Source organism: Klebsiella sp. P1927 (genome assembly GCF_018204675.1).
GTDB lineage: Bacteria > Pseudomonadota > Gammaproteobacteria > Enterobacterales > Enterobacteriaceae > Klebsiella > Klebsiella pneumoniae.
Genome location: NZ_CP073377.1, coordinates 2,371,381 through 2,385,529, shown reverse-complemented (window position 1 = coordinate 2,385,529; position 14,149 = coordinate 2,371,381). Strand labels below are relative to the sequence as shown.

Sequence of the window (14,149 nt, the reverse complement as noted above, 5' to 3'; positions counted from 1 at the left end):
TCCCAGACCACTCATTCCCGGTCACTGATGTGAAAAGGGAAACGGTGCCGGCGCGAATGCGCCCGATCGAAAAATCATCGCTCCACCAGGTTCGGTCCCGCTGTTAGCGACAATAAACAACTCGCGATGCCCGGGGCGGATCGCCAGGCTTGTCGATTTAAGGTTACGGCCTTTGTCGCGGTCAGGCAGCACAATTTGCCCAATAGGCAGTCCGTTGCGGTTGAAGACCATGACGCGGCCCTGGCCTGAGATGGCCACATATACATTGCCTTCGCTGTCGACACGGGCCCCGTCTGGCGCCGGCCCGGTGAACTGATAGGTAACAACTGAACCAAACGGGGCGACCGTGGTGGCGTCTGACAGTCTTACGCGATGAAGCCTGTTTTTAGCGTGTTCTGTGGCCCATATCTGAGAGCCGACGGGGTCAATCGCTATGCCGTTCCCGACCGCGAGTCCAGGCAGGATGGCATGAATTGACCCGACATTGGGACTAACGTAGAACACCCCACCCTGTGGATCGGCTGAATTTCCCCGGCTGTCAGTGAAATAAAATCCGCCCTAATTATCAAAGACCAGGTCGTTGACAAGAAATCCGGCATCAGGAGCAACAATCATCTGCTCACGGGTGCCGTTGGGTTCGATAGCCCGAACAGAACCTCGCTGCATATCGCCCACCGAGGCGATAAAGATCCGTCCATCTTTGTGTACCGCCAGGCCGGAAGCACCGAATGAATTCTCCTTAAGGACAATGGAAAGCTGCCGCTCCGGGGTTAGCTTAAACACGCGCCCCGTCGCCACATCAACAAACAGCAGGTTATTGTTCCGATCGAACACGATCCCTTCGAGCACGAGCGACGCCTGTGAAACGTTGAAGTACGGCTGGGCCTCCACGGTCTGGAGAGGACGCTCCCAGGGCGGTATGGGGACGGCACTGCATGTAAGCGCGTTATGATTTAGTCCATTCATGTGGTTTATCCCCGGCAATAATACAGAGGGAGACTTCACCTGCAGTCTCCCTGTGACAGCAGGTATTAACTTTTATCAAACTGACTTTCGGTAAACGGATCGGCGCGACCGCCCTGCAATGGGATTTTGGCAAGCGCCGCATCGATTTCGCGTAGCTCTCTGTCCGTCAACCGGACTTGCGGTGCGCCGCTGTTTTCTATCAGGTGCGGATATTGCGTCGTACCCGGGATAGGGACAATCCAGGGCCGCTGGGCCATTACCCAGGCCAGCGCGAACTGAACCGGAGTGGTGTTTTTGCGACGGGCCCACGACTGCGCGAATTCAAGCAGCACCATGTTTTTGGCCAGGGCATCGGGCTGGAAGCGTGGCAGGTTATGCCGCCGATCGGTGCTGTCGAACCGCTGGCTTGGATTGACTGCTCCGGCGAGGAAGCTGCGGGCAGTCGGGCAGTAAGGTACGAAACCGATACCCAGCTCTTCGAGCGTTGGAAATATTCGCGTCTCTGGTTCCCGCCACCACATGGCATACTCACTCTGCACCGCAGTCACAGGGAGTACCGCATGTGCGCGGCGAATTGTCCTGGCACTCGCTTCCGACAGTCCCCAGTGTTTCACTTTCCCCTCCAGGATCAGCGCCTTCACGGTTTCCGCCACATCCTCGATCGGCACATTCGGGTCGGGGCGATGCTGATAAAGAAGATCGATGTGGTCCGTTTTCAGACGCTTTAGTGAGCCCTCTACGGCACGGCGGATATGGTCAGGGTGGCTGTTTAGGGAAGTTGGCTTCCCCTCTTCCACGCCGAAACCGAACTTGGTGGCAATCACTACACGATCGCGAACAGGGGCCAATGCTTCCCCGACAAATTCTTCACTGAGATGGGGGCCGTAGACCTCGGCAGTATCAAAGAACGTGATACCTTGTTCGAAGGCTGCCCGGATAAGCGAAACCATGGCTTTACGATCGCGCGGACCTCCGCCGTAATAACCCACCATCGGCAGGCACCCGAGTCCCATGCTGGAAACCTCCAGCGAGCCGAGTTTACGCGTGGTTAAGGTTTCCTTCCGGACGGGAGCAGCATCCGAAGGGGCGTTCAGCGTGTCCTGACCAGCCGGTTTCGCCATCACGGCGCCGCTCCTGCCAAGGGTGGTTGCGGCCAACGCCAGACCGGCGCCGGCGATCAGAAAATTGCGCCGGTCCCGGGAAGCGGGTGCGGCAGCAGAAGGCTGGTCATGGATCATCTTGCTCATAAACTGGAACTCCCTATAACGAAGAAAGGATTCATTAATTGGTCATTACCAGGCATAAGCCTGGGGCGCTTCTCCCCCGGGGCCGGGCCAGATTTCGTCGAGACAGCTCATGGTGTCGTCTGATAGCGTGACTGTCGTTGCGTGAAGCGCCTGCTGGAGTTGTTCGACCGTACGAGGCCCAATCAGTGGAGCGGTAACGACAGGATTCTGCAGGAGCCAGGCCAGGGCCACATCGGAAGGGGTTTCGCCGAGGTCCTTACATAATCCCTCGTAGGCTTCCAGCTGCGGACGATACTGTTCGATTAGACGGGCAAACGCGGGCCTGGCACGGCGCCCGCTTGCCATCTTTTTCAGTACGCCGCCAAGCAGCCCTCCGGCAAGCGGGCTCCAGGGGATCAACCCCAGGCCAAAATGGCGGCATGCGGGAATGACCTCCAGCTCAATGGTGCGGGCTGTCAGATTATAAAGACTTTGCTCGGCGACCAGGCCCAGGAAATGACGGGCCGTGGCGACTGACTGCGCAGTCGCAATGTCCCAGCCCGCGAAATTGCTGCTACCGATATAAAGAACCTTTCCCTGCTGAACAAGCAGTTCCATGGCCTGCCAGATCTCTTCCCACGGCGTATGACGATCGATGTGATGCATCTGATAGACGTCAATATGGTCGGTCTTAAGCCGTCGCAAACTGTCCTCGCAGGCCTTGCGAATATGATACGCAGAAAGCCGGCGATCGTTCGGACCTGGCCCCATAGGCTGATAGACTTTTGTCGCCAGAACGATGCGTTCACGGCGGCCACCCTGCTGAAGCCAGCGACCAATAATTTCCTCGGACAGCCCTGAGCCTTGCTGGATATCGGGAGATTGTTCAGTGCCATACACGTCTGCTGTATCAATGAAATTGATACCCGCCTCAAGCGCCTCATCCAGAATGCGGGCGCTGGTCTTCTCGTCGGTGACGTCACCAAAATTCATGGTTCCGAGACAAAGGCGGCTGACTTTCAGGCCGGTGCGGCCAAGATGCGTATAGTTCATAAACGGCTCCGTTAGATGAGTGTTCCGCCCTGGCCTACCAGCCAGAGCGCATGATTTTCAAGAATAACGAAGCACAACGTGTACAGTGAGTGGACGTGCATGAATGGACTTGTGAAAAAAATTCAGCAACGGATTAGCCCTAATCGGTCTAAGGTGTATATCATTTCTTCATCAACGCATTCGGGTTTTAACGCCGCATAAGGAAAACTTTTCTGTATGCAAATAAGCAGAGCTGATGTTGCCGATCTTATTTATTTCATGGCGATTGCACGTCATCGCAGCTTCAGCCGTGCGGCAATTGAACTAGGCGTCAGTGCATCAGCGCTGAGTCATGCCCTGAAGGGGCTGGAAACCCGGCTTGGGGTTCGCCTGCTTAATCGCACGACCAAGAGCGTCACCCCTACGGCAGCCGGCGAGGAACTGGTTCAGTCTGTTCTTCAGCCTTTCGACACCATAGAAGGCGCGCTTGAATCGCTTAACCGGTATCGCAATACCCCTACCGGACGTATCCGCATCAATGCAGCCGTTGAAGCGGCAAATCTTTTGCTTGCGCCGGTCATGCCCGCTTTTATGGATCGCTATCCCGATATTGAAATCGATATTGTGGCCAGCAACCGTATGGTTGACGTGACTGATGCGGGCTTCGATGCTGGCATCCGCTATGGTGGCACCGTCCCGGAGGACATGGTTGCCCGGCGTTTATCTGCCGATATTCGCTGGGTTATCGCGGCCTCCCCTGATTACCTGGAACGCTACGGAACGCCTGAACATCCGGATGATTTATTACACCATCGCTGCATCAGCAATCGTCTCGGTGACGATCGGGTTTATCGCTGGGAACTTGCGCGAGACGGCGAAACATACCAAATGACAGTGCCAGGCTCAGTGACGGTCAATCATGCCGAAACGGGTCTGGTGGCCGTATTGGGCGGGGCTGGCCTGATGTATTTTCCGGAGCCTCTTGTTGCACCCTATGTCAAGGATGGACGGCTCCGTCTGGTGCTTACGGAATGGTCCCCACTAGAGGAAGGTTTTCATATCTATTATTCAAGCCGCCGGCAATTGCCGACCGGGCTTCGCCTTCTGATTGAGTTCATACAGGAGGCCAGGCCGCTGGGGTTGTGAAATAGTGCCTCCATACTGAACGATGCGTTATCGGCTTTATCGCCCCGTCGCTTATTCAGAATGCTCAGTTGCAGGAAGCCGCAGGGAGTCTGCAAGGCGTGCTGTTTGCTAATAATGGAGAAACAAGAGGTAACGCTGTGAAAAATTACAAAAAAACATGGGTTGTAGTTTATTAGAAGGCTAGCCCAGGTGACCCGCATCAATAAGCGCCATACGAAGATGTTTCTGAATGAAATCCGCTTTATAAATGCTGTATCGGTGGCTGTCATTTTCACATAATAACATCGCGCTTTTTTTCATTAAAGCGTACTGAATGGCTACGTCATTGTGTTTAATAAGGTAATCACGGAATGCCAGGTGTTTTATGATTTGAGCATCCCCGGTGGCAAACGCATGGATATGATGACTACGCTGATTTCCACCTTTTGTAAAGTACCTACGATTTAAAATGCCGTTTTCACCACGCACAGTATATCCTACACCCTCCATTGCCTGATTCAAACTGTCCAGTTCTTCAAGATTAGCAACTTCGATTAATATATCTATTACTGGCTTAGCTGATAATCCAGGCACCGAGGTGCTACCAATATGATGAATCCGGGATATCACTTTACCAAGCGTCATCTGCAACAGAGTACGTTCGTTCTCAAATAAAGCCGGCCACATCTCATCATAATCAACTACAGTCAATATTCGCATGTTCAACAGTCACACCTTTTAAGGAAATTTAAGCAGTCACAATAACATAAATCGCCTCTGCTGACTTGAAGGCATTTATAATCTGTATCTGTCCTCATAGTTTTCAACCATCGTCTGACAAGATGCCCTAAACCCCTTTGTAGTGCTCTTTATTCAGACCATACTTCTTCATTCTGAGATAAAGTTTTTTACGCGGTATCAGCAGATACTCCGCCACCTCATTAATACGTCCCTGGTGGATATTCAGCGCTTCGGTGATGATCTGCCGTTCGACGTCCTCAACCCGCTGATCCAGCGGCGTCGGCTCGCCGATGTGCATCAGCGGATTAACCGTTTCTGCAAGTGGTAATACCCCCACTGCAAACAGCTCGGCGGCGTTCGCCAGTTCGCGAACGTTATTTGGCCACACCCGGCGCATCATCCCCTTCAACAGACCAGCATCCACCTCCGGGACGGGATGATTCAGCCGTTGACAGGTTTTTTGCAAATAGTGATGAAACAGCGGCTCGATATCATCAGGTCGCTTTGACAGAGGCTGGCAGCCAATTTGCGTCATCGCGAAGCAGTAATAGAGTTCCGCCACTATCTGGCTGCTGGCGGCCAACTCCACCAGCGAAGCGCTACCGATACCAATCAGGCGAAAAGGCCGCTTCTCATGACTCTGCAGCTGTACCAGCTGATGCTGTTGCTCGTGAGTCAGATGCTCGGGGTGACTTAAGACCAGCGTCCCGCCCTGGGCCTGGGCGATCAGTTCATTAAGCGTATGGGCGTTAGCCGGAGTCAGCTCGCAGGCGATAAACGGACCTTCAGCGTGCCGTCCTAACTGGTGCAGGTAACGCGCGCCGGTCATGCGGCCGGTTCCCGGCTCGCCGTAAAGCCATACCGCAATATCCGTTTCTGCCAGCTGCTGAAGGCGCTGGCGATACCGAACCGTCCATTGGCTGCGGCCAATAAGCTCAACCTGTAATTTTTGCTGACAATACTGGCGACGGGCGATAACCGATTGCCTCTGACGCAGCGCGGCGTCCACCAGCGTGAGCAGCTTGCCCGGATCGATCGGCTTTTGCAGGAAATCCCAAGCCCCTTTTTTCACCGCCTCCACCGCCATCGGCACATCGCCGTGACCGGTGATAAGCAGAATCGGCAGCAGATCGTCATCCTGATGAAACAACGTCATTAAATCGATACCGGAGCAGCCGGGCATGCAGACGTCGCTTAAAACAATGCCTGGCCAGTCTTTCGGCACCTGCTCCCGCGCATCAAACGGATTATTACAGGCGCTGACATGATACCCCGCTTGCTCAAGCAGCTGCGTATAGGCATCCAGCACATCGGCATCATCGTCAATCAGCAGAATCGAACAGTTATTACTCAACATCTTTTACATCCGTCAAATTGAATTCCAGCACCACGCAGGCACTGCGTGTAAACGTCGACGCCAGGCGCAACGCCCCTTCCATTTGCGTCATCAGCGAAACACATATCGAAAGCCCTATTCCGAGCCCCACGGTTTTACTGGTAGTGAACGGCTTTAACAGCGAAGGGAGTAAGGCCGCAGGCCAGCCAGGGCCGTTATCGGCAATCAACACGCACAGCCTTCCGCCCTGGATTTGCCAGCTCACGGTGATTTGCGCGGCGTGCGGGCAGGCGTCGAGGGCATTGGACAGCACGTTCACCAGCACCTGATGGACGCGCACTTCGTCCCCCTGGATCCAGACAGTGTCATCCGGTATCACCAGCGTCCCCTGCTGAGGCTTATGACGCATCGCCAGCAGTTCCCACGCCACGGTAAACGTCTGACGCAAATCGACCGGATGCAGCGGCGTTTCCAGTTCTGCGCGGCGGGTAAACTGGCGCAGGGAGCGGATAATCGCGTCAATGCGGTTGATCAGCCCTTCTGCTTTGCTTAACGTCGTCCGCGCCTGCTCCGCCTGTCCCTGTTCGATCGCCCTTCCCGCCGTAAAAAGATACATCGACAGCGCGTTCAGCGGCTGATTAATCTCATGCGCCAGGGTGGTCATCGTCTGCCCCACCACCGCCAGTTTAGCGGTCTGGATCAGCTCGTCCTGCGTGGCGCGCAGATCGGCCTCAATCGCTTTTCGCTCGCCAATCTCCTGTTCCAGCTGCTGTTTTTGCGCATTAAGCTGACCCAGGGTATGACGAAGCAAACCGGCAATACGTCCCAGCTCGTCGCGCCCGTAAACCGGAATGGTCGCCTCGGTCCGGCCCAGACCAATCTGCACCACCGCCTGATTCAGCGCGGTAAAGCGTTTCACCAGCCGCGAGCGAATAAAATAATGGTTTAGCCCCCATGCCAGCAGCAGCGCCAGCAAGGTCGCCACCAGGATTAACCCGCCGCTGACCCGGACAATCTGCGCCATACGCTGATTAAACATCTGCATCTGCTGGTGACTGCTGCCAAGCTGGGCTTCCAGCAGCGTTCTGAAGCGCCCCAGCGTCGCTTCTCTGGACCGGCTGGCTTCCACGAGCGCTTTTTGCGCGCTAACATAGTCGCGCATGGTATCCGGCATATTATTTTTCACCATGCCAATTTCCAGCAGCTCATCTATCGTTTGTCGCAGGGTAATGGTGCTCGGCCAGTCATCCAGCGCACGGATATTTTCATCCGCCGTTTTTTTCAGGTTTTCAAGATAGCGGATATGCGTCTCCACCAGCATGCCGTCATCATTCCCGGATTTCAGTTCATTGAGCCTGTCGCGCAGGTCGTCAACGATCTGATTTTCAATACGAGCCAGGGTATAGACCTGCTGCTGTTCATTCTGCACTTCCCGGGCGCGTTTCAGATACTGCCTCGCATCCCCCTGTCGGGCTTCAATCTGATCGAGCAGCGTTCCCTGTTGCCAGGTAAAATCCTGCACCAGCGAATTCAGCTCGGTGGTGAAATCATCGTGCAGCCAGTCGATCCGCGCCGCAAGCTCTCCCACCTTTTCACGAACCAGAAACATGTTGTAGAGCACGCGATCCAGTTCCGCCAGCAGCGCGCGGCTGTCCTGCAATATCACCCCCAACTGCTGGCGTTCTGCCGGCGACAACCCCTGACTTAGCCGTTCTATTTTGTCCAGATGCTGGATAATCTGGTTGCGCAGCTGCAGTCGTACCGTGGTATTTGGCGCCAGCAGAAATTCATTGAGCTGATCGACCACCAGGTTGAGATTCCCTTCAATCAGAAAAGCCGCATGGATGCGCGGAAAATACTCATCCAGCGAATAGCGGATCTGCGAACTTTGTTCATGCCAGGAATAGAGGCTTACGCTGCTGACAATCAGCGTAAGCAGCGCCCCCGTCAGAAATGCCCCGCGCAGACTGCTACTGATACTGATTTGCCGCAGGCGTTGCAGCATGGACCTGTCCGTCATTTCAGTTCTTCCAGTTTAGTAATCGCCTGTCGCTGGTTGTTGAGAAACCAGAGCTGCCACTCCATCATCTGCTGTTCCGCAAAACTTTTGTTGTCGAACTGAGCCAGCCAGGCTTCATCCTCACTGCTGGCCGGATCCACCGGGACACGGGTGAGCAGCGCCCGTATCTCGGGCAGCGGACGCTTAAGACGGACCTCCGCGCTATGCAGCGCTCGCCAGGCGTCTTTGAGCTGGGCAAGACGAAAGCTAATCGCCGTATCAAACATTCGCTGAACCAAACGCTGACGTTTGAGGATCAATCGATAGTTTAATGGCGGTTGATTCATCAGCATCGCCTGCTGCGCCGCCCGTGGATTGCCTGGCGCCAGCGGTGTTACCGGATACTTCCCGGTATTAGCGTCGGCGAGGATCGTCTGGCCCTCCGGACTTAACAGATAGCGAATAAACCGCCGCGCTTCGCTGGCGTGCTGGCTGTTTTTAAGCACTGCGACATAGGTCGGCGAAACCGCCGACTGAGGGAAATAGGTAAAAGCCAGGTGCGGATCGTTCAGCAGCAGATTGGCGTAATTATCAATCACCGGACCAGCCACGCCCAGGCCGCTTTTAATCTTATCTGCCACCCCAAAGCTGCGGGATGAAATGGTCACGAGATTTCCCGCCGTCGTCAACAGCGTTTCCCATCCTTTAATCCAGCCTTTTTGTTGCAGCAGCGACTCCACCATCAGATGGTTAGTATCCGAACGCGACGGACTGCTCATCAGCAGCGCCCCCTGATAACGGGGATCGGTCAGGTCATCCCAGTCCGCTGGCGCAGGCAGATGCCGGGTCATCAGTGCCAAGCGATTCATCAGCAAACCGAACCCGGAGATCGCCACGGCCACGGAGGTGGAGCGAATGGATTCCGGCACAAGATGTTGGCTTACTGCCGGCGCACCGCTGAACGGCGCCAGTTTTTGATGCTCCTGAAGATGCTGCAGCAGCATCGGCGACGAAGTCAGGATCAGATCGACATTTTCGGCATTTGCCGTATCAAGCAACTGTTCCAGCGAGGCGCTGGTGCGGTTGAGCGTCCTTATCATCACCGACCCCGACTCTTGCTGCCAGCGATCGATAATCCACACGGTGGCGCTGGGAGAAAATGTCGTCGCCATCACCAGCTCATTGCCTTGCGCCGCACAGGGTCTCAGCCATGCGCTCAGCAGCAGCAGCGCGAACATTTTGCTCATTATCCCGACCCCACGAAGAAATATGTTTGTGATCCCGTTCATAAATATTGAAATACCGTAAAAACCGCGTTGAGACAAAACTTACCCGTTTATGACATCTGGTGAATTAATCGCCGCGAGCGGAAAAATAGTCAAACGGGCGTCCGGGAATATCGGGAAAGATTACCAGATAATGATTAGGCAATTTGTTAGTGTCCGCACAAGCCGGACATAAAATCAGCGCAAAATTAATTACGCAAAATCTCGCTCATGCCAGATGGGTCAAAAACAACCCGTCCCTGCATTATTTTGAGTCAATTTTGACTCATTTCGACGATTTGAATTTTTTAGCCGCTTATTTCACCCTTCGGGGTAATTACTCCTGATGTTCATATCAATATAAATACAGGTGACGACATGTTATCATTATTAAAAAAAGGCCCGTCGGCGAATAAAGTTCCTGCTGAGAAAATTCAGGCAACCTATGGTCGATACCGTATGCAGGCGCTGCTAAGCGTATTTCTGGGATACCTGGCGTACTATATCGTGCGCAATAACTTCACCTTATCCACGCCCTATCTGAAAGAACAGTTAGACCTCAGCGCCACGCAGATCGGTTTGCTCAGCAGCTGTATGCTCATCGCCTACGGGATCAGTAAAGGCGTAATGAGCAGCCTCGCGGATAAAGCCAGCCCGAAAGTCTTTATGGCCTGTGGCCTGGTGCTGTGCGCCATCGTCAACGTCGGATTAGGATTCAGTACCGCATTCTGGGTCTTCGCTGCGCTGGTTGTCCTGAACGGCCTGTTTCAGGGTATGGGGGTCGGCCCCTCTTTTATTACCCATATAATGCGCCTACTTATCAGCCTTTGGGACGTTGGGACGGTATTTTTCACTATATACCCCCAAGTTTTTAGACATGAAAAAAGCTCGATATATTATAAATATATCGAGCCTTTAAGTTACTGTTTTTCAATATCGTTCAAAATCTTGATAATTACAGTATACGGTTTTATGAAGTGGTATATTTGCAAATGCTTATTTTGCAAGGTCTATTTGCTTGATTTATCCTACAATCGTAATGCAAAACCCATGACCGGAAGCAACGAACTTAGGTTCAATCTCACTCAAATCCGAGGATAGCTTTTGTCCGGATTCTTGATTGGGCAATGTATCTGCGCCGCTTGATTTTACCGCTGCGTCCCAACTGCTTTCGATAACTTGTCCGTGATTCTCACCCATGCCGAACATGAGGTCGCTGCTAAAGAAAATACCACGTTTCTTTTCAAAAAATAAAAGTCCTTCCCACATATGCATTTCAGATGGGTAACTGATAGTTTGAAATTCAAAATCATCTCCGGCAAATATTTCATTCGGCTTTTTAATAAGCACATTGTTAGTAATACCAAACCCCATCAGTTGTCTTGCTGTGGTTTCGGAACAAACCGCGACAGCTTCGGGATGTTCTTTGAGAACCAAAGCAAGTCCGCCACATTCGTCTGATTCAAAATGAGAAATTAGAATGTATTTTATTTTGCGTTCACCGAGCAACTCTTGCAACTTAGGAATGGTAGTTTGCGCTTGTGATACGGCTCCGGTCTGAATGAGAACAGGCTCATTTGTCATCAATAAGTATTGGTGCATTGAAAGCTTAATCGGCTCCATTACCTCTGTAAATTGGTATAAATCTTTGATAATCTCTGTCATTGTCAAAACGCCTTTTTCTATTTATAGTCTAACCTAAATTCCACGTGTGTTTTTTATTAGCTTCAAAAATCACTATTTCACGAAGAATTTAGACTGCTTCTCACACATTGTAACATTATTTACAACCACCTTTCAATCATTTTTGATAAATCATTGATTTCATCTTTGCTGCAATGATACTTAATAAACTCTGCAAGTTATCCACAGAGCAACACTCAATTTTATTGATGATATTCTTATTATACCAGACATTTTTCATACACTCCCTTGTACGGATAGTTTTCCGACAACTTCATGATTACATATCTTGCGGTTTTGATTATTTTTGCTGCAAGAAATACATACTTCAAACGAAAGGTCTTTATTTGCTGTCTGTATTCTGAAGAGTCCAAGGAATCAAACTTGAACAACAAAAATAGGTTATATGAAAGCATCATCATTTGAAACACGGCTTCATTCGCCCAAAATGACTTTAGCAAGAGATGACCCACCGCCATGTCGTATTTGGCTTCTTTGATATAGTTTTCAGCATTACCACGCTTTTCATAGTATATAACTACTTTTTCAGAAAGCAAGGTAGTATTTGTTACAAAGAAAAAGTAGTCGTATTCGGAACCTTCTAAAAGTGATAATTGTGCTCTTTCTTTTTCTGGTTTCAGTACGCGAGATACGACAAATCTTCTGTCTTTTTCCCATTTAACTAATTTTGTATACAGTTCTGTAGTTTCTCTACCTTCTTCTCCTTTAACGAATACAATTGATGAATTCGTTGCTTGTGAGGTGAGTGTAGAATAACTTTTGGCTTTAATTAAATATTTGCATCCAAGAGATTCTATCGTTTCGATAATTTTTTCATCAAAGTAGCCACTATCCATTCGAAATAAAATTTCTAAATCGTCTGATTTGATGTTAGCAACAATTTCTTTGATCATTTCCGCAGCACCGTTTGCAGTGTAAGTATTGCCACTTCTTACAAATCCGGTAACATATGCTTTTAATTCGTCGCAAAATGCAAATTGGATATTGTAGCATCGGTTTCCCAGTTTCTTAGGATTATATCCTTTTGACGCACCTTCTTGATGACCTTCTACGTTAATTACACTACTATCAATATCAATCGTAATGGATGTCAATTTACTTTTAGTGAGCAGTTTTTTAAAGACTTTAAAATTAATGTCTCTAAACATTTGGGTTGTCTTGAAGTTGAAGTTTCCTAGAAACCGTGACACTGTTTCAGGTTCTTTTACGGAAATATCAAACTCGTTGACGAGGGGATCATTTTGAAGTAGCTTTAGACGTTCTAACTTATCAATGCCAATGAAGTGACCGCAGAGCATGGTCTTTATATGATTCATCTTGATTTTATTTGTTGAGTCATTATCAAATACGAGGTCATTTTCAATAAAATCAAAAATCCCATTGCTTTTTGCATTCTCAAGGAGCAGAAAAAGACCTGCATTTGATGTTAGATTCTTAGCTTTGAAATCAATTTTATTAATCATAATTAGAACCCCTTTTTACTACTTTTCTTACTATTATTTTACCATATATCGAGTCATAAAAGCTGATAATTTAACATATTTTTGAGCACTTTTCTTTCACCCAATGGGTGAAAGCTGAATTTCGAAGGAATGCATATTTATCAAGGCTTTGATTATGCTTTTTGAAGTACTGACGTAGAATCTAGGTATTACTATTGCGAACTGGTTCCCGCGCCGTGAGCGTGGCCGCGTAGGGGCGTTCTGGAACATTTCCCATAACGTCGGCGGCGGAATTGTCGCCCCGATCGTCGGCGCCGCATTCGCCATTCTCGGCACCGAGCACTGGCAGAGCGCCAGCTACATTGTACCGGCCTGCGTGGCGGTGGTATTCGCCATTAGCGTACTGGTGCTGGGTAAGGGTTCGCCGCGCGAGGAAGGTCTGCCTTCGCTGGCAGAGATGATGCCGGAAGAGAAAGTGGTGCTGAAGACCAAACACGGCCAGAAAGCGCCGGAGAACATGAGCGCATTTCAGATCTTCTGTACCTACGTACTGCGTAACAAAAACGCCTGGTATGTCTCCTTTGTGGATGTGTTTGTCTATATGGTGCGTTTCGGCATGATCAGCTGGCTGCCAATTTACCTGCTGACGGTGAAACATTTTTCCAAAGAACAAATGAGCGTCGCATTCCTGTTTTTTGAGTGGGCGGCAATTCCGTCTACTCTGCTGGCCGGCTGGCTCTCCGACAAGCTGTTTAAAGGGCGCCGGATGCCGTTAGCCATAATCTGTATGACGCTAATCTTCATCTGTCTGATCGGCTACTGGAAAAGCGAATCGCTACTGATGGTCACGGTATTCGCGGCGATTGTGGGCTGCCTTATTTATGTCCCGCAGTTTCTGGCCTCGGTCCAGACCATGGAAATCGTCCCCAGCTTTGCCGTCGGTTCAGCTGTGGGTCTGCGCGGATTTATGAGCTATATCTTTGGCGCATCGTTAGGCACCAGCCTGTTCGGCGTAATGGTCGATAAAATGGGCTGGCACGGCGGGTTCTATCTGCTGATGGGCGGGATCGTCTGCTGCATACTCTTCTGCTACCTCTCTCATCGCGGCGCGCTGGAACTTGAGCAACAGCGTAAAATCACCGAGCAGGAAGAGGCCCGACTGGCACTGGCTGACGCACAGTAAGCGCCTGAACCCGGGGGAACAAAGAGCCAGCTTGCTGGCTCTTTTGTCGTTGATAGAGGAATAGATGTCCGCGGCGGCTTCCGACAGCGGTATAAAGCAAGTTTTCCTGCCATCACTGATGTTGCTGCTG

General features: G+C 51.0%; 9 protein-coding genes and 3 pseudogenes. 3 read left to right on the top strand and 9 right to left on the bottom strand.

Annotated features, from left to right (window positions below; translation table 11 throughout):
• Positions 1 to 21: 21 nt before the first annotated feature.
• The 3 genes and pseudogenes from KB892_RS12065 to KB892_RS12055 form a co-directional block, all read right to left on the bottom strand.
• Positions 22 to 966, bottom strand: a pseudogene (locus KB892_RS12065) (SMP-30/gluconolactonase/LRE family protein).
• A gap of 65 nt (positions 967 to 1,031) precedes the next feature.
• Positions 1,032 to 2,213: an aldo/keto reductase gene (locus KB892_RS12060; RefSeq protein WP_004199885.1), complete on the bottom strand. Its 1,182-nt coding sequence runs from the start codon at positions 2,211 to 2,213 to the stop codon at positions 1,032 to 1,034.
• A 45-nt stretch (positions 2,214 to 2,258) separates the two neighbouring features.
• Entirely contained in the window at positions 2,259 to 3,245 is a 987-nt protein-coding gene (locus KB892_RS12055; RefSeq protein ID WP_004199887.1) for an aldo/keto reductase, read from the bottom strand.
• Between the two features lie 216 nt (positions 3,246 to 3,461).
• Between KB892_RS12055 and KB892_RS12050 the strand changes: the two genes are divergently transcribed.
• Entirely contained in the window at positions 3,462 to 4,370 is a 909-nt protein-coding gene (locus KB892_RS12050; RefSeq protein ID WP_002904893.1) for a LysR family transcriptional regulator, read from the top strand.
• A 180-nt stretch (positions 4,371 to 4,550) separates the two neighbouring features.
• Here the strand turns inward: KB892_RS12050 and KB892_RS12045 are convergent, their stop codons facing one another.
• The 4 genes from KB892_RS12045 to pgtC form a co-directional block, all read right to left on the bottom strand.
• Complete coding sequence (locus KB892_RS12045) at positions 4,551 to 5,069, bottom strand: GrpB family protein (protein ID WP_004199889.1); 519 nt, start codon at positions 5,067 to 5,069, stop codon at positions 4,551 to 4,553.
• Positions 5,070 to 5,196: 127 nt separating this feature from the next.
• Complete coding sequence (gene pgtA, locus KB892_RS12040; RefSeq protein ID WP_002904899.1) at positions 5,197 to 6,447, bottom strand: two-component system response regulator PgtA; 1,251 nt, start codon at positions 6,445 to 6,447, stop codon at positions 5,197 to 5,199.
• Positions 6,437 to 8,431, bottom strand: coding sequence for a two-component system sensor histidine kinase PgtB (gene pgtB / locus KB892_RS12035; protein ID WP_004176164.1), 1,995 nt, complete (start codon positions 8,429 to 8,431; stop codon positions 6,437 to 6,439). The genes pgtA and pgtB overlap by 11 nt, the downstream gene beginning before the upstream one ends.
• A gap of 11 nt (positions 8,432 to 8,442) precedes the next feature.
• On the bottom strand, positions 8,443 to 9,663 hold the full coding sequence (gene pgtC / locus KB892_RS12030) for a phosphoglycerate transport regulator PgtC (RefSeq protein ID WP_014343066.1): 1,221 nt from the start codon (positions 9,661 to 9,663) through the stop codon (positions 8,443 to 8,445).
• Between the two features lie 405 nt (positions 9,664 to 10,068).
• Here pgtC and KB892_RS12025 point away from each other — a divergent pair.
• A pseudogene (locus KB892_RS12025) lies at positions 10,069 to 10,491 on the top strand (MFS transporter); the annotation flags it as partial.
• Between the two features lie 222 nt (positions 10,492 to 10,713).
• On the opposite strand, the gene KB892_RS12020 reads toward KB892_RS12025, so the two are convergent.
• Together KB892_RS12020 and KB892_RS12015 are read right to left on the bottom strand one after the other, a co-directional pair.
• Entirely contained in the window at positions 10,714 to 11,355 is a 642-nt protein-coding gene (locus KB892_RS12020) for an oxygen-binding di-iron domain-containing protein (RefSeq protein WP_000134999.1), read from the bottom strand.
• A gap of 239 nt (positions 11,356 to 11,594) precedes the next feature.
• Positions 11,595 to 12,857 carry an IS1380-like element ISEcp1 family transposase gene (locus KB892_RS12015; RefSeq protein ID WP_000608644.1) on the bottom strand — a complete coding sequence of 421 codons (1,263 nt, stop codon included), beginning with the start codon at positions 12,855 to 12,857 and terminating at the stop codon, positions 11,595 to 11,597.
• 187 nt (positions 12,858 to 13,044) lie between these two features.
• Between KB892_RS12015 and KB892_RS12010 the strand changes: the two are divergent.
• Positions 13,045 to 14,019: pseudogene (locus tag KB892_RS12010) on the top strand (MFS transporter); the annotation flags it as partial.
• Positions 14,020 to 14,149: the final 130 nt, after the last annotated feature.

Bases quoted from the DNA above. Each gene is read 5' to 3' on its own strand.
- KB892_RS12060 (WP_004199885.1), bottom strand. From the start codon at position 2,213: ATGAGCAAGATGATCCATGACCAGCCTTCTGCTGCCGCACCCGCTTCC.
- KB892_RS12055 (WP_004199887.1), bottom strand. From the start codon at position 3,245: ATGAACTATACGCATCTTGGCCGCACCGGCCTGAAAGTCAGCCGCCTT.
- KB892_RS12050 (WP_002904893.1), top strand. From the start codon at position 3,462: ATGCAAATAAGCAGAGCTGATGTTGCCGATCTTATTTATTTCATGGCG.
- KB892_RS12045 (WP_004199889.1), bottom strand. From the start codon at position 5,069: ATGCGAATATTGACTGTAGTTGATTATGATGAGATGTGGCCGGCTTTA.
- pgtA (WP_002904899.1), bottom strand. From the start codon at position 6,447: ATGTTGAGTAATAACTGTTCGATTCTGCTGATTGACGATGATGCCGAT.
- pgtB (WP_004176164.1), bottom strand. From the start codon at position 8,431: ATGCTGCAACGCCTGCGGCAAATCAGTATCAGTAGCAGTCTGCGCGGG.
- pgtC (WP_014343066.1), bottom strand. From the start codon at position 9,663: ATGTTCGCGCTGCTGCTGCTGAGCGCATGGCTGAGACCCTGTGCGGCG.
- KB892_RS12020 (WP_000134999.1), bottom strand. From the start codon at position 11,355: ATGACAGAGATTATCAAAGATTTATACCAATTTACAGAGGTAATGGAG.
- KB892_RS12015 (WP_000608644.1), bottom strand. From the start codon at position 12,857: ATGATTAATAAAATTGATTTCAAAGCTAAGAATCTAACATCAAATGCA.